A 16,959-nucleotide genomic window follows, 5' to 3' on the forward strand; every position below is an offset into this window, starting at 1 on the left:
TGGGGTGGGGTCGCTCCCGAGACTCGGGCGTCACCCCCTCCCGCTCGCCTGCGGCGATCGACCTCCCCCCTCCAGGGGGAGGTGGAAACGCCTCTTCACCCGAGGCCCCGGACAGGAGAGCACGTCGCCGTTCAAACGACCACATTGACGATCCTCTTGGGAACGAGAATGAATTTCTTCAACGGCTTGCCTTCCATGGCGCGCAGCACGGCCTCCTGCGTCAACGCCTCCTCGCGGATCGTCGCCTCATCGGCGTCATGGGCCACGAGAATCTCCGCGCGCTTCTTGCCGTTCACCTGCACCGGCAAGCTTATCATGTCCTGCGCGACGAGAGTAGGATCGGCCTCAGGCCAGGGCGCCAGCGAGACGATCTCGGAATGGCCGAGATCGCTCCAGCATTCTTCCGCCACATGCGGCGTCATCGGCGCGATCAGCTGCACGAACACATCCGCCGCCTCGCGGAAGGCGAAGGCGAGATCGGCGGAGACCGGAACCGTCTCCACCTTGTCGAGCGCCGCGGTCAGCTCATTGGCGTATTCGCGAATGCGGGCGATCGCCGTGTTGAAGCGCAGACGCTCGATATTGTCGCCGACGGCGGCGATGGTGCGATGCGTCGCCTTGCGCACATCGAGCGCCGCCGCGCCAAATTCGGCCGGCGCGCTGGCGCCGACGGGCGCTGCGGCATTGGCCAGCTCGCCAGCGAGGCGATAAACGCGCTGCACGAAGCGCCAGGCGCCCTGCACGCCCTCCTCCGTCCATACGACATCGCGGTCGGGCGGCGAATCGGAGAGCACGAAGAGCCGCGCGGTGTCGGCGCCATAGCTGGCGATAATGTCGTCTGGGTCGACCGTATTGCGCTTCGACTTGGACATTTTCTCGATCGCGCCGATCGCGACCTCCTCGCCCCCCTCGATGAGGAAGGCGCGACGGCCCTTGTCGCCGGTCTCGAAACGCAGCTCGCTGGGCGCGACCCATTTGCCGGAGGCGGCGCGATAGGTCTCATGCACCACCATGCCCTGGGTGAAGAGGCCGGCGAAGGGCTCGGCGACGCCGCCATGGCCGGTGTCGCGAATGGCGCGCGAGAAGAAGCGCGAATAGAGCAGATGCAGAATCGCGTGCTCAATGCCGCCGATATATTGATCCACCGGCAGCCAGCGTGAGAGCTGCTCCGGCGCGGCGGGCGCCGACTCATTGTGCGGATCGGTGAAGCGCGCGTAATACCAGGACGAATCGACGAAAGTGTCCATCGTGTCGGTTTCGCGCCGCGCGGCGGCTCCGCATTTCGGACAGGCGACATTCTTCCATGTCGGATGATGGTCGAGCGGATTGCCCGGCTTGTCGAAGGTCACATCCTCCGGCAGCTTCACGGGAAGATCGGCGTCCGGCACGGGCACGACGCCGCAATCCGGGCAATGGATAATGGGGATCGGACAGCCCCAATAGCGCTGCCGCGAAATGCCCCAATCGCGCAGCTTGTAATTGATCTTGCGCTCGCCCTGCGGACGGCCGTGCAGCTGCGCGGTCTCGAGGCGCTTGGCGACCTCCTCCTTCGCCTCTGCGACGGTGAGCCCGTCGAGGAAGCGCGAATTGACGAGCCGCCCCTCGCCGTCGAAAGCCGTCTCACTGACGATGAGAGTCGCAGGATCGACGCCCTCCGGGCAGACGACCGGCGTCGCGCCGAGGCCGTAAGCATTGGCGAAATCGAGATCGCGCTGGTCATGCGCCGGGCAACCGAAGATCGCGCCCGTGCCGTAATCCATCAGGATGAAATTGGCGACATAGACGGGCAGCACCCAAGAGGGATCGAAGGGATGCACGACGCGCAGGCCCGTGTCATAGCCCTTCTTCTCGGCGGTCTCGATCGCCGCCACCGACGTGCCGATATGGCGGCACTCTTCCGCAAAGGCGGCGAGCGCCGGGTCGCTGGAAGCCGCGGCGCGGGCAACCGGATGGTCCGGCGCCAGCGCGACGAATTTCGCGCCGAACAAAGTGTCCGGCCGCGTGGTGAAGACCTCGATCTCGCCTGTCGGATCGCCGGCGATGGCGAAGCGCGCCAGCAGCCCTTCCGAGCGGCCGATCCAATTGCGCTGCATCAGCCGCACCTTCTCCGGCCAGCGATCGAGCGTGTCCAACGAGGTGAGAAGATCGTCGGCGTATTTGCCGATGCGCAGGAACCATTGCGTCAGCTCGCGCTGCTCCACCAGCGCGCCAGAGCGCCAGCCACGGCCCTCCACCACCTGCTCATTGGCGAGCACCGTATGGTCGACCGGATCCCAATTCACCTTGGACTGCTTGCGATCGACGAGGCCGCCGGCGAGGAAATCCAGGAACAGCTTCTGCTGATGCTTGTAATAGGCCGGATCGCAAGTGGCGATCTCGCGCGACCAGTCGAGCGACAGCCCCATGGATTTGAGCTGCGTCCGCATCGAGGCGATATTGGCGTAGGTCCAGGTCGCCGGATGCGAGCCGCTCTGCTGGGCGGCGTTCTCCGCCGGCAGGCCGAAAGCGTCCCAACCCATGGGATGCAGCACGTCGAAGCCCATGGCGCGCTTATAGCGGGCGATGACGTCGCCCATGGAGTAGTTGCGCACATGGCCGACATGAATGCGCCCCGACGGATAGGGGAACATTTCGAGCACGTAATATTTCGGCTTCGCCGCATCCCCGGAGGTGAAAACCTGCCGCTCGTCCCAAATCTTTCGCCATTTGGGCTCGGCCGCGGCGAAGTCGTAGCGTTCTGGTCTCATGGGTCCGAGCGGTCCTGATCGAATTGTGGAGTTTCGCCTGTAATGCCGGGCGGGGCGGGGCTTGTCAAAGGCGCCTCTCGCCGGGAAGCAGGGCGCGTGCTATATCCGGGCCATGTCGGCGCAAGTGCTCTTCAACCCCCTCGCCTATATCGACCGTCTCACCCGCGGCGGCTTCTCGCCCGAGCAGGCGCGCGCCTCCGCCGAGGCGTTGGAGACGGCTTTCTCCGAGAGCGTGGCCACAAAGGCGGACGTCGGGGATGTTCGGCACGACATGGAATTGCTGAAGCGCGACCTCGCCGAGGTGGAAGGACGGCTAAAGCTGGAAATCTCTCAGTCCAAGACGGATATTCTCCGGTGGGTGTTCGGCTTCAATCTGGTTCTCATCGGCGCTATTTTCACTATTTTGAAATTCGTCCGCTGAGGCCGAAACTCCCATGACCGTCGTCGATCGGCTGAACGCCGCCAAGGACGCCATCTCCACTCGCGCCCGCGATTGCGGCCGCGATCCGGCCGAGATCACCCTCGTCTGCGTCACCAAGACCTTTCCGGCCGAGGCGGCGGTTCCGCTGCTCGAGGCCGGGCATCGCGTCTATGGGGAGAACAAAGTGCAGGAGGCGCGCGCCAAATGGGGCGAGCTGCGCCAGCGCTTTTCCGGCGTCGAGCTGCATCTCATCGGCCCGCTGCAATCCAATAAGACGCGCGAGGCGGTCGAGACCTTCGACGTCATAGAAAGCGTCGACCGCCCCAAGATCGCCGAGGCCCTCGCCGAAGAAATGCGCCGCCAGGGCAAGCGCTTGCGCCTGCTCGTGCAGGTCAACACCGGCGCCGAGCCGCAAAAGGCCGGCGTCTTGCCGCAGGAGGCCGACGCCTTCATCGCGGAGTGCCGCGAGAAGCATGGGCTGGAGATCGCCGGGCTGATGTGCGTTCCGCCGGTCGGCGAGCAGGCCTCGCCGCATTTCGCCCTGCTCGCCGAGATCGCCGCCCGCAACGGGCTGAAAGAGCTTTCCATGGGCATGAGCTCGGATTACGAGCTCGCCATTCAGCTGGGCGCCACGCATGTCCGCATCGGCTCGGCCATTATGGGCGAGCGCGACTATTCGAAGCCTTAATCGACGACAATGCGGACGCCGGCGGCGAGACGCGGCAGCAGCCGCGCCATATCGCGCGCCCGCAGCGCCACGCAGCCCGCGGTCGGCCCCAGCGTCTGCGTCGCTATATGGAAGAAAATGGCGCTGCCGCGCCCCAGCACGCGCGGACGGATATTGTAGTCGAGCACGCCGACGACGTCATAGAGCCGATCCGCCCGCCAGAGCCGCTCATGACTGAGCGGCGTTTTCCCGCGCAAGGGACGATTATAGAGAAAGGACCGCGCATCGTCGCACCAGAGATCGTCCGGGCGAACGAAACGCGCTGCGACGGAGCGGGGCTTTTCCGCCCGGCCGCGTCGCAGATAGATAGAGAGCAGCGTGAAGCTCCCGGCCGGCGTCGCGCCATCGCCCTCGCGCTTGCGGCGCGTAATCCCAGAGCGGCCGAGCGCGCAGGCAAGGACGAGATCGCCGGCGATCAGCCGACCCTCATGTGGGCGGCCGCCGATCCGCCGCGCGACCCTCAGCATCGACACGCCGCCGTGATGGCGGGAAGCCCCCTGCGTCATGAACCTCCTCCGTCGCCGCGCGCGCCTTGAATGGCGCTCGTCCTTGGCCGATCATGGGCGCGAGAACCCAGTCCCGGAAGCGCCAATGACGGAAGCGCCGACGCCGCGCAAGCGCAACATATTGCTCCTCGCCGCCGCGGGATTACGCGCTTCTCTCACGGAGCAGCTCGCCCGCTATCCCGAATTCGCGGTCGCGCCCGCCGCTTCCGCGCAGGAGGCGACGCGCCTCTTGGCCGAGGGCGGCTGTGACATAGTGCTCGCCGAGGCAGAGATCGGCGAGGCCTTCGCCCGCGCGGCGAGCCAGCGCTTCCATGGTCTGGTGCTTCTCATCGGCGCGCCGAGCATCCCCGACGCCTGCGACTATATCGCGCGGCCGTTTCGTTTCGCCCATCTTCTCGCACGGCTGCGGGCGACGGACGAGCGCGAGCCGCCCATTGTCGCGATCGGCGACTTCCGCTACCGGCCCGGCGCCTTCGAGCTGACCGACGCCACGCAAAGGCGCCTGCCGCTCACCGAGAAGGAGGCCGAGATATTGACGCGCCTCGCCGCGGCGCGCGGCGCGGTAGTGACGAAAGACATGTTGCTGCGCGAGGTTTGGGGCTATCATCCGACGGTGACGACGCGCACGCTGGAGACTCATGTCAGCCGGCTGCGCCGCAAGATCGAAACCGACCCCGCCGAGGCCCGCCTTCTTCTCACCGAAAAGAACGGCTATCGGCTGGTCTTCTCCCCCGCGCGCTGACCGCGCGGCGAGACGCCCCGAGGAAAGCAGCCGGGACATGGCTCTCGACGACGATATCGCCAATCTGAGGCGCATTCCTCTGTTCGAGGATTTCGAGGTCGAGGCGCTGCGCCTTCTGACCTTCAGCGCCGAGACGAAATTGCTGCGCGCCGGCGACGCGCTGTTCCGCCGCGGCGAGCCTTCCGACGGCGGCTATATTCTGACCAATGGCTCCATCGCGCTCGAGAAGCACGATGACGGACGCCCCGCCGCTAAAGTGCTGCGGCCCTTCGCGCTGATCGGCGAGACCGCGCTCATCACGCAGACGACGCGCCCGGTCACGGCCATAGCGCGCGAGCCGGCGACGATCCTCAAGATCACCCGCGCGCTGTTCCTGCGCATATTGGAGGAGTTTCCCACCACGGCGACGCGCGTGCGCGCCCGTGTCGCCACGCGCCTGACGCAGCTGGCGCAGGAGCTGAAATTCGAGGCCTGAGCGGGCCGCTGCGAAACAGAAAAATCCGTCTCGTGTGTCGTCGTAAGGAGGAGAAAATGCGAAATCCGTTGAAATCCGGCGTTTTCGCCGCGATCGGCGTGACGATCTCCCTCGTTCTGCTGTCTCCGGCCGATGCGCTCGCCGGCGTCACCAGCGTCGCGAGCAAATCGGTCGTCTCGCCGCCGTCCGCGGTCGAAGCGGCGCATTACAGCAGCCGCCAGCATCGTCACTATGTGCGCTACGCAAAGCATTGTCGGCCGATTCGCCGGCATCATGCGCTGCGCTACTACCGCTATGGCTATGATCCCACGGCCGCGGTGATCACCTCGGCGGCCGCCGGCGTCATCGCCGCGGGAGCCTATTCCGCCTATCCCTATGACTATGGATATGGATATGGCTACGGCTACCGCTATCCCTCTTACGGCTATGGATGGGGCGGCGGGCCGGTCGTCGGCGGCGGCGGCTGGGGTTATCGTCCGCGCTATTACGGCGGCTGGGGCGGCGGCTACCATCGCGTCGGCGGATGGGGCGGCGGATGGGGCCATGGCGGCTTCCACCACGGCGGATTCGGTCATGGCGGCTTTGGTCATGGCGGCTTCGGTCATGGCGGATGGGGCGGCGGCGGCTTCCATCACGGCGGATTCGGCGGGGGCTTCCATGGCGGCGGCTTCCATCATCGCTGAACGGCAACTCTGACGGCGAGGCGGCGACGCCTCGCCTTTTCGTTCGTTTTGTCGCATTCCCGCGGCAAGCTCCCTCGCTATTCTCGAAAGCGATTCGGCGAGGCCCGCGCCCGCCGGGGAAAAGCGAAACGAAACGAAAGAGAGAGAAATGGCGTCAGACCAGGAGAGCGACGCGCCCATCGCCGGACGCTTCGCCGAGCACGAGGCCCGCGCCGCCGTTCTCGCCGAGCTGCATGCGCGGCCTTTCCTGCCGATCACGCTGCCGCAGCGCGTCTATCATTTCGCCTTCGCCACCAATGAGGAGGAGGCGCGCGCCGATCGCGCGGCCCTCGCCGATCTCTGCCGCGCCCATATGCTGGTTCCGCGCCCCGGAGACGCCAAATTCCAGCGCCTCTCGATCGGCGATTGGCGGCTGCGCTGGGAGCAGCATACGGAGTTCACCACATACACTTGGTCGACAGACAAGGACTCCGGCGAGCCCTTCACCCATCCCGATCCGCTCGGGACCGGGGAAATCGCCTTTCGCGCGCCGGGCCGGCTGATCGTCGCCACCCATCTCTGCGCGCTCGAGAGCGGCCATTCGCACGAGCCCTATGTGGGGCTGTTCAACTCGCAGAGCCTCTGCGTGATCCGCGCCGCCAAGGGCGCGGCCCATGTGATGACCGATTTCGCGGTCGATCCTTTCGGCTTCACGCGCCTTTTGGTGAAGGAGAGCGCCATTGGCGCGCTGGAGACCGGACGGCTGATCCAGCGTGTGCTGGAGATCGAGACCTATCGGACGATGGCGCTGCTCGGCCTGCCGGAGGCGCGCAGCGCCGGGCCGGAGCTGCGGGCCATGGAGCGCGAGATCTCCGACATCACCCAGGCGCTGAGCCAGACGCAGGACATGCGCACCAGCCGCGAGCTGCTGAAGCGGCTGAGCGATCTTCTGGCGCAGAGCGAGGCGCTGTCGACGCGCACGGCCTTTCGCTTCGGCGCGAGCCGCGCCTATCACGCCATCGTCAAGAACCGCCTCAACCTCCTGCAGGAGGCGAAGGAGAGCCAATATACGACCATCTCGGCCTTCTTCAGCGCGCGGCTCGATCCGGCGATCGAGACCTGCAACGCCTTTGAAACGAGACAGGCGCGCCTCGCCCGCCAGGTGGAGCGCGCCACCGATCTGATGCGCACCGGCATCACCTTCGAGATGGAGCAGCAGAACCGCGACCTGCTCGACGATATGAATCGCCGCGCGCGGCTGCAGATGCGCCTGCAAAAGCTGGTCGGCGGCCTCTCCATCGCGGCGCTCAGCTATTATGTCGCCGGCCTCTCGCTGTATTTCTTCAAAGGCCTGAAGGACGCCGGCGCCCTGCCCTTCGGCTTCACTGGCGAGGAGGCGGCCGCGGCGGCCATGCCCTTCGTCATTCTCGGCGCCTGGGCCTTCTGGCAGCGCGTGAAGCGCCTCTCCGCCAAGGCGCAGGAAGAAGAGAAGGTGAGCTGACGCGCGTCAACGCTTGGGCCATTCCCAGCGCGGCCGGAAGCCCTCGCCGGCGAGGCGCGTCTCGCCGAAATCCTTGGTCAGCTCGATCGCGCGCGACTCCGGCTCGCTTACGAGAAGATCGGCCAGCTCGCGGCAATGCGTCACCACGACGATCTGCGATCGCTGCGCCGCGGCGGCGATGAGCCGCGCCAGGGCGGGAATGAGATCTGGATGTAGGCTCGCCTCGGGCTCGTCCAGCGCCAGCAGCTCGGGCGGGCGGGGCGTCAGCAGCGCCGCCACCAGCATCAGATAGCGCAAGGTTCCGTCCGAAAGCTCCGCCGCTTTCAACGGCCGCAGCAGCCCGTGCTGGCGCATGGCGAGCTCGAACCAGCCGTCGCGCGTCTCGATTTCTATGGCGGCGCCGGGAAAAGCGTCGTCCACGGCCCGCGCGAGCCCCGCCTCATCGCCGATTTCGAGAATGGTCTGCAACGCTGCGGCGATGTCCGCCCCATCGTCGGCGAGGATGGGCGTATGCGTGCCGACCTGCGGCCTTCGGCAGGGCGCCTCAACATCGGTCCGCAGGCAATCATAGAAACGCCAGGACTGCAGCTTTCGGCGCACGGAAATCATCTCCGGCGCGGCGCGCGGATCGGAAAATTCCGTCATCATGCTCTCGAAATCCGCGATCGGCGTCGGGATAACGCGCCAAGCGCCGCTGTCGTCCACGGCGCGCAGCCCCGGCCCATGGCGATCGACCAGCAGGGCGGAAGGGCGGAACAAAGGCCCGGACCAGACGCATTCGCGCTTGATCGCCGGATCGAGCAGAAAGGCCGATGTGCTGAGGCCGGGCGGCGGGAAGCCGAGATCGACGGCGTAGGAGAGATCGGCGGCGCCGAAGCCGAGCCGCAAATGCACCGACCTCTTGCGCACCAGCCCTTGCACCGGATGGCTGCCGGCGCGCACCGCCCGACCGATCTGCTCTGGCCCGGCCCAGAGGGTGGACTGAATGCCGCCCTCCCGCGCCAGAGAACTCACCAGCCGGCCGCGGGCTGTGTCGGCGAGAAGGCGCAAAGCACGGTAGAGGCTGGACTTTCCGCTACCGTTGGCGCCCGTCACGACATTGAGCCGCGCGAGCGGAAGGGTGAGATCCCTCAGCGAGCGATAGCCGGAGACCGCGAGGATCTCGAGCATTGCGCGATCCTCACGTCAGCCGCTCGTCAGAGCGAGCGCGTAAAGCGCAGCACGCCGCCCTTGGCGCCCTTGAGAATGAGGTCGGAGCCCTGCAGGTCCCAGAAGGGGCCGGACAGCATCACCTGCCAGAAATCGCGCTCGATCGCCTGCAGCGCCGGATCGCATTTGGCGTCGGCGACGGCGGGCATGGCCTTGGGTCCGAGCCGATTGCCGCCGACGACGAAAACGCCGGACCATGACTTGCAGCCCGAAAAACCCGTGCCGCGCATCGTCGTGTCGATGCGAATCCAAATGTCGGCCGGCGGCGCCTTGCCGTTTATGTCCTTGAGATTGAAAATATAATTATGCGGGAACGGCTTGTAGTTCGGCGGCGGCTCCTGCGCGGTCGCCTCCTGCTGATCCTTCTCCTTTTGCGCCGGCTTGCCCTTGGCCAGCGCGGGGCCGCAGGCGGCGAGGCCGACCAGAAGCACGGTCAGAAATCGTCTCATCCTTCGATCCTTGTTGAGAGCGACTCTCGAGCGAATCGCATCAGGAGAATGGCGCGCGTCTTGTGGTTTTTTTCCGAACGGAAAAGCGCCGGAAAAACTCCGACGCGCGCGGGCGAGAAGCGGAAACGCGCCCTCACAACATGCTGGGCAGAACGCGATCGGGCGGGCGGTGCCCGTCCATGAAAGTCTTGATGTTGATGATGACTTTCTCGCCCATGTCGACGCGGCCCTCATTGGTGGCCGAGCCCATATGCGGCAGCAGCGTGACCTTGCCGGCCTTGGCGAGCTTGACGAGCTTGGGCGAGACGGCCGGCTCATGCTCGAAGACGTCGAGGCCGGCGCCGGAAATCTCATCCGCCTCCAGCATGCGGATCAGCGCATTCTCGTCCACGATCTCGCCGCGGGCGGTGTTCACGATGATGGCGTGCGGGCGCAGCTGCTTCAGCCGCCGGGCCGAGAGCAGATGATAGGTCGCCGGCGTATGCGGGCAGTGGATCGACAGAATGTCGATGCGCGCCAGCATCTGGTCCAGCGATTCCCAATAGGTCGCCTCGAGCTGATCCTCGATCTCGACCGGCAGGCGGCGGCGGTTGTGATAATGGATGGAGAGGCCGAAAGCGCTGGCGCGGCGGGCCAGCGCCTGGCCGATGCGGCCCATGCCGACAATGCCGAGGCGCTTGCCGGTGATGCGATGGCCGAGCATCCAAGTGGGCGACCAGCCGCCCCAGGAGCCGTCCGGAATCGTGCGGGCGCCCTCGACGAGGCGGCGCGCCACGGCCAGGATGAGGCCCATTGTGAGATCGGCCGTGTCCTCGGTGAGGACGCCGGGCGTGTTGGTGACGGTGATGGAGCGGCGCAGCGCCGAGGCGACGTCTATGTGGTCGACGCCATTGCCGAAATTGGCGATGAGCTTCAACTGGTCGCCGGCCTGGCCGATGAGGCCGGAATCGATGCGGTCGGTGATCGTCGGCACCAGCACATCCGCCGTGCGGACGGCCTCGACGAGCTCCTCATGGGTCGCCGGCCGGTCGCTCACATTGAGGCGCGTGTCGAAAAGCTCGCACATGCGGGTTTCGATCACCTCGGGGAGCCGACGTGTCACCACGACGAGCGGCTTCTTTTTCGCCATCTTCCCCTTCGTCCTCCCGCCTCGCGCGACTAAGCTCTCCGGCGCGCCCGAAGGCACGTTCCGCCGGATCGAGCCTTCGGAGCGGTTTCGACGTCTCTTCAACCAGGTCTTAACGACGATGGATGAAAAGAGCCTTTCGCCGCCCGCGCCCCTTTCCCATCGGACTTCCTAGCAGATGGCGGGACAAAGACAAGACGAGGCGTCGTTCGCAACTGCGAAGGGCGCGCTCCGGGAGAAGAGTAGAAATGGACGCAAAGCCCCTTTTGAGCCGACGCGCGGCCGCCGCGATCCGCCTCGCCGTCGATCTGCTCGCCGTCTTGACGCTGCTCGCCATCGCGCCGGCGAGCGCCGACGCGCAGCAGCAGGTCGGCTCGGCGTCCGGCCTGCCGCTGCCGCGTTATGTCAGCCTCAAATCGGACCGCGTCAATCTGCACGAGGGGCCAAGCAAGGAGCATCCGACGCTCTGGGTCTTCGAGCGCGCCGGCCTGCCGGTTGAAATCACCGCCGAATTCGAGACCTGGCGAAAAATTCGCGATTCGGAGGGAACCGAGGGCTGGGTGCTGCATTCGCTGCTCTCCGGCCGCCGCACCGCCCTCGTCGCACCCTGGAAGAAAGAGCCGGTCCTCGCCTACGCCAGCGATCATGCGACGGCGGTGGCGAAACTCTCGCCCGGCGTCGTCGCCAGCCTACGCCGCTGCGACGGAGCCTGGTGCCGTGTCTCGGGCGACGGTTTCGACGCCTATGTGAAGCAGGAGGGCCTTTGGGGCGTCTATCCGGGGGAGAAGATCGAGTGAGCGCCAGCTCAGCGCGCCGCCTCGGCTGCAGCGCGTCGACGCCCATCCTCGCGCACACGATCGAGGAATCTCAAAAACTCCAGCGAGTCGTAACAGCGCCCCCGCCTGCCGCGGATCGGAAGCCGAAGCTCTCGACCGTCGTTCAGCCGTAGCGACAGCGCCTCGCTTTGTTTCTCTCGAGGAAGCGACACATCGACGATTTCCGCGAACCGAACGCTGATCTCTCCTTCGGCCTCGGTCCAGGACATGCCGTCTGCGAACACCGCGACCAATTCGCCCGCGACGCCCGGATTTCGATAACATCCGACAGGCGTCCCGAGACGCAGAACATTCGGCTCGAAAATCTCGAAACCTGCAATTTCAGCGATTTGGTAGTTTGCGAGAGCGGCCAGAATGCGGTGAGCGCGAATGGCGGTCGTCATCATGTTCCGCCGCCCTGGAAGGTCGCCGAGTCGGTCCTCGCCCTCGTCAGTCCTCATCCTTGCACAGGCGAACCACCACATCGACGCGGGCGATTCTCATGCCCGGCGGCGGCGCCGGCAGGCTGGCGACGTCCACATGGGCGCCGGGGATATCGACGAGCCCCTCGCCCTCGACCAGGAAATGATGATGCTCCGACACATTGGTGTCGAAATAGACGCGCGCGCCGTCCACCGCGATCTCGCGCAGCAGGCCGACATCGGTGAATTGATGCAGCGTGTTGTAGACGGTGGCGAGCGAGACCGGCAGATCGGCGGCCAGCGCCTCCTCGAAGAGCTTCTCGGCCGTCACATGGCGATCGCCCTTGCCGAACAGCAGCCCGCCCAGCGCCACGCGCTGACGCGTCGGCCGCATGCCGGCCGCCATCAAGCGGCTGCGCAGCCGCCGCATGGCGTCGCTCGGCGCCCGCTCGGAGGTTTCGATCGTGAATTGCTCGACCGTCATTCGCCCGTGCTTCCCGCCCCGCATCTTGTCTCTTTCGTTACAATAGGGAAGCTCGGCGGCAGAGACAATCTTTTCCTCCGCGGGCCGCTGTGGACCGATGAAAGCGCTCTTGAAAGCGCTCTTGGAGCCGCGCGCCCCCTTTGACCCGGCCGGCGCCTATGTTAACGAATGCGGCTTCCGGCCCACGACGCGGCCGGAAATCGTCACGTCAGAGACGCAAGAAGGAACATCATGAGCGAACGGCGCTCGTCTTTCGGATATGAGGATCTGCTCGCCTGCGCGCGGGAAGAGCTTTTCGGCCCGGGCAACGCCCAGCTTCCGCTGCCGCCCATGCTCATGTTCGACCGAATCACGGAAATTTTCGAAGAGGGCGGCGCCCATGGCAAAGGCTATGTGCGCGCCGAGCTCGACATCAATCCGAGCCTCTGGTTCTTCGACTGCCATTTCAAGGGCAATCCGGTGATGCCGGGGTGCCTCGGAGTCGATTCGCTGTGGCAGCTCACCGGCTTTTTTCTGGGCTGGCTGGATCTGCCCGGCCGCGGCATGGCGCTCGGCGTCGGCGAGGTGAAATTCAGCGGCCAGGTGCGGCCGCACAATAAGCTCGTCCGCTACGGCGTCGATTTCAAGCGCGTGTTCAAATCCAAGCTCGTCCTCGGCATCGCCGACGGCTGGGTGGAGGTGGACGGCGAACGTATTTACGAAGCGAAAGACCTGAAGGTCGGTCTCGCCAAGCCCGAAGCCGCGTGACGGCCTGACGGAACGCCGATCGAGGGCGCGCGAGACAATCGCCAAATCCAGACGGGACAGACTAAAGAGCCCGCCGGCGCGAGGGAGTTCGGACATGAGAAGAGTGGTCGTGACCGGCATGGGCGTCGTTTCGTCCATCGGCAACAATACGCAGGAAGTCGTCGCCTCTCTGCATGAGGCGAAGTCGGGCATCGTCAAGGCGGACAAATATGCCGAGCTCGGCTTCCGCTGCCAGGTGCATGGCGCGCCGACTCTCGACCCGTCGACGATCCTCGACCGCCGCGCCATGCGCTTCCACGCCATGGGCACGGCCTGGAATCATGTCGCCATGGATCAGGCGATTCTCGACTCCGGCCTCGCGCCGGACGAAATCTCCAATGAGCGCACCGGCATCATCATGGGCTCGGGCGGTCCTTCGACCAAAGTGGTCGTCGAATCGGCCGATATCGCCCGCACCAAGGGGCCGAAGAAGGTCGGCCCCTTCGCCGTGCCCAAGGCCATGTCCTCCACCGCCTCGGCGACGCTCGCTACCTGGTTCAAGATCAAAGGCGTGAACTATTCCATCTCCTCGGCCTGCGCGACGTCGAATCATTGCGTCGGCAACGCCTATGAGATGATCCAATGGGGCAAGCAGGACATTATGTTCGCCGGCGGCTGCGAGGAGCTGGAATGGGAGCTCTCCGTTCTGTTCGACGCCATGGGCGCAATGTCCTCCTCCTATAACGACCGCCCGGCCACCGCCTCGCGCGCCTATGACAAGAATCGCGACGGCTTCGTCATCGCCGGCGGCGCCGGCGTGCTGGTCCTGGAGGAATATGAGCGGGCCAAGGCGCGCGGCGCGAAAATCTACGCCGAGATCGCCGGCTATGGCGCGACCTCGGACGGCCATGACATGGTCGCCCCTTCCGGCGAAGGCGCGATGCGTTGCATGCGCCAGGCGCTCGCTGGCGTGAAGACGCCGATCGACTACATCAATCCGCACGCCACCTCGACGCCCGTCGGCGATCAGAAAGAGATCGAGGCGATCCGCGAGATCTTCGGCCGCGGCGACAAATGCCCGCCGATCTCGGCGACGAAATCGCTGACCGGCCATTCGCTCGGCGCGACCGGCGTGCAGGAGGCGATCTATTCGCTGCTGATGATGCAGAACGGCTTTATCTGCGAGAGCGCCAATATCGAGGAGCTCGATCCCGAATTCGCCGATATGCCGATCCTGCGCCAGCGGCGCGACAATGTCGCTCTGCGCGCCGTGCTCTCCAACTCCTTCGGTTTCGGCGGCACCAATGCGTCGCTGGTGTTCAAGCACCCCGACGCCTGACGAGAATAGGACCAATCAAAGATGACGGTTTCAACGGGCCTCATGCAGGGCAAACGCGGCCTTGTCATGGGAGTCGCGAATGATCATTCCATCGCCTATGGCATAGCGCGAGCGCTGGCGCGGCACGGGGCCTCGCTCGCCTTCACCTATCAGGGCGAGGCGCTCGGCAAGCGCGTCCGCCCGATCGCCGAGGAGCTCGGCTCCAATCTGGTGATCCCCTGCGATGTGGAAGATATCGCGTCCCTCGATTCCGTCTTCGCGCGGCTGCAGGAGGAATGGGGCGAGCTGGATTTTCTGGTCCATTCGCTCGCCTATTCCGACAAGAGCGAGCTGAAAGGCCTCTACGCCGACACATCGCGCGAGAATTTCATCCGCACCATGGTCATCTCCTGCTTCTCCTTCACCGAGGCGGCGAAACGCGCCGCGGCGATGATGAAGAATGGTGGGACCATGCTGACCGTCTCCTTCGGCGGCGGCACGCATGTGATGCCCAATTATAACGTCATGGGCGTCGCCAAGGCGGCGCTCGATTCCTCCGTGCGCTATCTCGCGGCCGATTATGGCGCGCGCGGCATTCGCGTGAACGCCATCTCGCCCGGCCCTGTCCGCACCATGGCCGGCGCCGGCATCACCGGCGCGCGCGCGATGGGCGCCTTCCAAAAGGCGCATGCGCCTTTGCGCCGCATGATCACGCTGGACGAGATCGGCGGCTCGGCGCTCTATTTCCTGTCGGAGCTGTCGGGCGGCGTGACCGGCGAGATTCACGTCGTCGACGCCGGCTACAACATCATGCTGCAGCCGCGCCCCGAAGATTTGAACGGCGGCGCCGCATCGGCGGATTAGGCTCGCGCCCTTCGCTCGCCTTGACGCTGGCGGCGATCACCGAGAGCCGCGCCAGCTCGACCAGCGTGCCGATATTGGCCTTGGCCATGATATTGGCGCGGTGCAGCTCCACCGCGCGCAATTCGAGGCCGAGCCCTTCCGCTATGTCGCGGCTCGGCCGGCCTTTGGCGACGCCGGCCAGCACGCGCCGCTCATCCTCGCTCAGCCCGCCGAATCGCGCGAGCGCGGCGCGAGTCTCGGCGTCGATGTCGCCCTCGCCGCGCCGCGCCGCCAGCGCGCGCCGCACGGAGGCGAGCAGCGCCTCGTCGTCGAAGGGCTTTTCCAAAAGATCGCTGGCGCCGGCCGCCATCGCCTCCACCGCGAGAGAAGCCCCGGCGCAAGCGGTGATGATGACGACGGGAGGCGTCGCCCCGGAGGCGCGCAGGCGCCGCGTCAGCTCGACGCCGGACATATCCGGCAGCCGCATATCGGCGACGATGCAGCCCGTTGTCTTCGGCCCCGCCTCGGCGAGACATTCCTCCGCCGCGCGATAGGCGCGCGAGCGAAAGCCTCGCGAGCGGAACATCAGCGTCAGCGCGTCGCGGATCGCCGGATCATCGTCCACGAGGTGCACGAGCGGCGCTGGTCTCATAGGCTGGCCCTTTCCGCGAGAGGAAGTGTGAAGCTGAAAATCGCGCCGCCGCGCGGATTGGGCTCGGCCCAAATGCGTCCGCCATGCGCCTCGACAATCGAGCGGGAAATCGAAAGCCCTATGCCCATTCCGCTCGCCTTGCTGCTGCGGAAGGGCTGAAACAGCGCGCCGGCGCCGTCCTTCAGACCATGGCCGGTGTCGGCCACGTCGAGCCGCGCATAGCCGTCGGCGGCGGAGGTGGAGAGCGACAGCTCGCGCCGCGGCGCGCCCTCCATCGCCTCGACGGCGTTGCGCATGAGATTGACGATGACCTGCTGGATCTGCACGCGATCGGCGAGAACCTCGTCATTCTCGGCCTTGGCGGCGACGCTGATCTGCGCGCCGACCTGGCGAGCGCTGGCGACGCCCAGCGATTTCGCCTCCTCGACCAGAGCGCTGAGGCTCTGAACCGTCTTCACCGATTCGCCGCGGGTGACGAACTCGCGCAAGCGGCGCACGATATCGCCGGCGCGCATCGCCTGCGCCCCGGCCTTGTCGAGAATATCCTCGACCTCGCCGCTCTGCTTGGGTTTACGCTGCAACAGCCAGCGCGCGGTGCGGACATAAGTGGCGATGGCGGAAAAGGGCTGGTTGATCTCATGCGCCAGCGCGGCGGCCAGTTCGCCCATTGCGGCGAGCCGCCCGGCATAGGCGAGCTCCGAGCGCAGCTCGCAGAGCAGCGCCTCGGCGGCGCGCTCCTCGGTGAGATCGCGAATCACGGCGATGCGTTGGCGAACGGGGCCGCGCGTCTCATTGACGGCGAGCGAGATCGGGAAGGTCGAGCCGTCGTCGCGGCGAGCGAGACCATCCGACCGCCGCTCCCCCGCCACGATACGGCTCTGGGGCAGCAGAAGCGCGGCCTCCCGGCCGAGCAGCGCCTCGGCGGAGCAGTGAAACAGCGCGCCCGCGGCGCCATTGACGCCGACCACCACGCCCTTGTGGTCGATCGACAAGACAGCGTCCGACAGACATGCGAGGACGGCCTCCAGCCGCGCCGCCTCGGCATGGCGCAAATCGTCCCCGCTCCCCGCGGCGCGGCGCGAAGGCCGCGTCGACGCAGAAGTCTCTCGGAGCTCGGCGTGCGAATCGCTCGAC

Annotated in this window: 19 protein-coding genes; 10 read left to right on the top strand and 9 right to left on the bottom strand. The window is 66.1% G+C overall.

Annotated features, from left to right (window positions below):
* Window positions 1-131: 131 nt before the first annotated feature.
* Window positions 132-2,747, bottom strand: coding sequence for a leucine--tRNA ligase (leuS, locus tag METLW3_RS0117700; RefSeq protein ID WP_024881163.1), 2,616 nt, complete (start codon window positions 2,745-2,747; stop codon window positions 132-134).
* 61 nt (window positions 2,748-2,808) lie between these two features.
* On the opposite strand from leuS, the gene METLW3_RS0117705 reads away from it, so the two are divergent.
* On the top strand, window positions 2,809-3,168 hold the full coding sequence (locus tag METLW3_RS0117705) for a hypothetical protein (protein ID WP_036309001.1): 360 nt from the start codon (window positions 2,809-2,811) through the stop codon (window positions 3,166-3,168).
* 13 nt (window positions 3,169-3,181) lie between these two features.
* Window positions 3,182-3,856, top strand: a complete 675-nt coding sequence (locus METLW3_RS0117710; RefSeq protein WP_024881165.1) for a YggS family pyridoxal phosphate-dependent enzyme — start codon at window positions 3,182-3,184, stop codon at window positions 3,854-3,856.
* On the opposite strand, the gene METLW3_RS0117715 is transcribed toward METLW3_RS0117710, so the two are convergent.
* The gene (locus METLW3_RS0117715) at window positions 3,853-4,401 is read right to left on the bottom strand and encodes a L,D-transpeptidase family protein (RefSeq protein WP_024881166.1); all 549 of its coding nucleotides are present in this window, start codon (window positions 4,399-4,401) and stop codon (window positions 3,853-3,855) included. The genes METLW3_RS0117710 and METLW3_RS0117715 overlap by 4 nt on opposite strands.
* 85 nt (window positions 4,402-4,486) lie before the next feature.
* On the opposite strand from METLW3_RS0117715, the gene METLW3_RS0117720 reads away from it, so the two are divergent.
* The 4 genes from METLW3_RS0117720 (at window position 4,487) to METLW3_RS0117735 (ending at window position 7,781) form a co-directional block, all read left to right on the top strand.
* Complete coding sequence (locus METLW3_RS0117720) at window positions 4,487-5,143, top strand: response regulator transcription factor (protein ID WP_036309752.1); 657 nt, start codon at window positions 4,487-4,489, stop codon at window positions 5,141-5,143.
* Window positions 5,144-5,180: 37 nt separating this feature from the next.
* A complete protein-coding gene (locus METLW3_RS0117725) occupies window positions 5,181-5,618 on the top strand; it encodes a cyclic nucleotide-binding domain-containing protein (protein WP_024881168.1) in 438 nt (145 codons plus the stop codon).
* Between the two features lie 56 nt (window positions 5,619-5,674).
* A complete protein-coding gene (locus tag METLW3_RS28865) occupies window positions 5,675-6,301 on the top strand; it encodes a hypothetical protein (RefSeq protein WP_024881169.1) in 627 nt (208 codons plus the stop codon).
* 148 nt (window positions 6,302-6,449) lie between these two features.
* Window positions 6,450-7,781 carry a DUF3422 domain-containing protein gene (locus tag METLW3_RS0117735; protein WP_024881170.1) on the top strand — a complete coding sequence of 444 codons (1,332 nt, stop codon included), beginning with the start codon at window positions 6,450-6,452 and terminating at the stop codon, window positions 7,779-7,781.
* Window positions 7,782-7,787: 6 nt separating this feature from the next.
* On the opposite strand, the gene METLW3_RS0117740 is transcribed toward METLW3_RS0117735, so the two are convergent.
* The 3 genes from METLW3_RS0117740 to METLW3_RS0117750 form a co-directional block, all read right to left on the bottom strand.
* The gene (locus METLW3_RS0117740; RefSeq protein WP_024881171.1) at window positions 7,788-8,951 is read right to left on the bottom strand and encodes an AAA family ATPase; all 1,164 of its coding nucleotides are present in this window, start codon (window positions 8,949-8,951) and stop codon (window positions 7,788-7,790) included.
* A 26-nt stretch (window positions 8,952-8,977) separates the two neighbouring features.
* Window positions 8,978-9,439 carry an META domain-containing protein gene (locus METLW3_RS0117745; protein WP_024881172.1) on the bottom strand — a complete coding sequence of 154 codons (462 nt, stop codon included), beginning with the start codon at window positions 9,437-9,439 and terminating at the stop codon, window positions 8,978-8,980.
* A 133-nt stretch (window positions 9,440-9,572) separates the two neighbouring features.
* The gene (locus METLW3_RS0117750) at window positions 9,573-10,568 is read right to left on the bottom strand and encodes a D-glycerate dehydrogenase (protein WP_024881173.1); all 996 of its coding nucleotides are present in this window, start codon (window positions 10,566-10,568) and stop codon (window positions 9,573-9,575) included.
* A gap of 245 nt (window positions 10,569-10,813) precedes the next feature.
* On the opposite strand from METLW3_RS0117750, the gene METLW3_RS0117755 reads away from it, so the two are divergent.
* On the top strand, window positions 10,814-11,362 hold the full coding sequence (locus METLW3_RS0117755; protein WP_024881174.1) for an SH3 domain-containing protein: 549 nt from the start codon (window positions 10,814-10,816) through the stop codon (window positions 11,360-11,362).
* An 8-nt stretch (window positions 11,363-11,370) separates the two neighbouring features.
* Here METLW3_RS0117755 and METLW3_RS0117760 read toward each other — a convergent pair whose 3' ends face one another.
* Complete coding sequence (locus tag METLW3_RS0117760; protein ID WP_024881175.1) at window positions 11,371-11,787, bottom strand: hypothetical protein; 417 nt, start codon at window positions 11,785-11,787, stop codon at window positions 11,371-11,373.
* A 43-nt stretch (window positions 11,788-11,830) separates the two neighbouring features.
* Window positions 11,831-12,232, bottom strand: a complete 402-nt coding sequence (gene irrA / locus METLW3_RS0117765; RefSeq protein WP_051465546.1) for an iron response transcriptional regulator IrrA — start codon at window positions 12,230-12,232, stop codon at window positions 11,831-11,833.
* Between the two features lie 285 nt (window positions 12,233-12,517).
* Here irrA and fabA point away from each other — a divergent pair, with 285 nt between their 5' ends.
* The 3 genes from fabA (at window position 12,518) to fabI (ending at window position 15,194) form a co-directional block, all read left to right on the top strand.
* Window positions 12,518-13,033 carry a 3-hydroxyacyl-[acyl-carrier-protein] dehydratase FabA gene (gene fabA / locus METLW3_RS0117770; protein ID WP_018267877.1) on the top strand — a complete coding sequence of 172 codons (516 nt, stop codon included), beginning with the start codon at window positions 12,518-12,520 and terminating at the stop codon, window positions 13,031-13,033.
* A 94-nt stretch (window positions 13,034-13,127) separates the two neighbouring features.
* Window positions 13,128-14,351 (top strand): beta-ketoacyl-ACP synthase I, encoded by a 1,224-nt coding sequence (gene fabB, locus METLW3_RS0117775; RefSeq protein WP_024881177.1) that lies wholly within the window; start codon window positions 13,128-13,130, stop codon window positions 14,349-14,351.
* 21 nt (window positions 14,352-14,372) lie between these two features.
* Window positions 14,373-15,194, top strand: a complete 822-nt coding sequence (fabI, locus tag METLW3_RS0117780; RefSeq protein WP_024881178.1) for an enoyl-ACP reductase FabI — start codon at window positions 14,373-14,375, stop codon at window positions 15,192-15,194.
* On the opposite strand, the gene METLW3_RS0117785 is transcribed toward fabI, so the two are convergent.
* Window positions 15,139-15,825, bottom strand: coding sequence for a response regulator (locus METLW3_RS0117785; protein ID WP_024881179.1), 687 nt, complete (start codon window positions 15,823-15,825; stop codon window positions 15,139-15,141). The two genes, fabI and METLW3_RS0117785, sit on opposite strands and share 56 nt — an antisense overlap.
* Window positions 15,822-16,877, bottom strand: coding sequence for an ATP-binding protein (locus METLW3_RS0117790; protein ID WP_245267398.1), 1,056 nt, complete (start codon window positions 16,875-16,877; stop codon window positions 15,822-15,824). The genes METLW3_RS0117785 and METLW3_RS0117790 overlap by 4 nt, the downstream gene beginning before the upstream one ends.
* Window positions 16,878-16,959 lie beyond the last annotated feature (82 nt).

The organism is Methylosinus sp. LW3, assembly GCF_000527115.1.
Lineage (GTDB): Bacteria > Pseudomonadota > Alphaproteobacteria > Rhizobiales > Beijerinckiaceae > Methylosinus.

Bases quoted from the DNA above. Each gene is read 5' to 3' on its own strand.
- leuS (WP_024881163.1), bottom strand. From the start codon at position 2,747: ATGAGACCAGAACGCTACGACTTCGCCGCGGCCGAGCCCAAATGGCGA.
- METLW3_RS0117710 (WP_024881165.1), top strand. From the start codon at position 3,182: ATGACCGTCGTCGATCGGCTGAACGCCGCCAAGGACGCCATCTCCACT.
- METLW3_RS0117715 (WP_024881166.1), bottom strand. From the start codon at position 4,401: ATGACGCAGGGGGCTTCCCGCCATCACGGCGGCGTGTCGATGCTGAGG.
- METLW3_RS0117720 (WP_036309752.1), top strand. From the start codon at position 4,487: ATGACGGAAGCGCCGACGCCGCGCAAGCGCAACATATTGCTCCTCGCC.
- METLW3_RS0117725 (WP_024881168.1), top strand. From the start codon at position 5,181: ATGGCTCTCGACGACGATATCGCCAATCTGAGGCGCATTCCTCTGTTC.
- METLW3_RS28865 (WP_024881169.1), top strand. From the start codon at position 5,675: ATGCGAAATCCGTTGAAATCCGGCGTTTTCGCCGCGATCGGCGTGACG.
- METLW3_RS0117735 (WP_024881170.1), top strand. From the start codon at position 6,450: ATGGCGTCAGACCAGGAGAGCGACGCGCCCATCGCCGGACGCTTCGCC.
- METLW3_RS0117740 (WP_024881171.1), bottom strand. From the start codon at position 8,951: ATGCTCGAGATCCTCGCGGTCTCCGGCTATCGCTCGCTGAGGGATCTC.
- METLW3_RS0117745 (WP_024881172.1), bottom strand. From the start codon at position 9,439: ATGAGACGATTTCTGACCGTGCTTCTGGTCGGCCTCGCCGCCTGCGGC.
- METLW3_RS0117750 (WP_024881173.1), bottom strand. From the start codon at position 10,568: ATGGCGAAAAAGAAGCCGCTCGTCGTGGTGACACGTCGGCTCCCCGAG.
- METLW3_RS0117755 (WP_024881174.1), top strand. From the start codon at position 10,814: ATGGACGCAAAGCCCCTTTTGAGCCGACGCGCGGCCGCCGCGATCCGC.
- METLW3_RS0117760 (WP_024881175.1), bottom strand. From the start codon at position 11,787: ATGATGACGACCGCCATTCGCGCTCACCGCATTCTGGCCGCTCTCGCA.
- irrA (WP_051465546.1), bottom strand. From the start codon at position 12,232: ATGCGGCGGCTGCGCAGCCGCTTGATGGCGGCCGGCATGCGGCCGACG.
- fabA (WP_018267877.1), top strand. From the start codon at position 12,518: ATGAGCGAACGGCGCTCGTCTTTCGGATATGAGGATCTGCTCGCCTGC.
- fabB (WP_024881177.1), top strand. From the start codon at position 13,128: ATGAGAAGAGTGGTCGTGACCGGCATGGGCGTCGTTTCGTCCATCGGC.
- fabI (WP_024881178.1), top strand. From the start codon at position 14,373: ATGACGGTTTCAACGGGCCTCATGCAGGGCAAACGCGGCCTTGTCATG.
- METLW3_RS0117785 (WP_024881179.1), bottom strand. From the start codon at position 15,825: ATGAGACCAGCGCCGCTCGTGCACCTCGTGGACGATGATCCGGCGATC.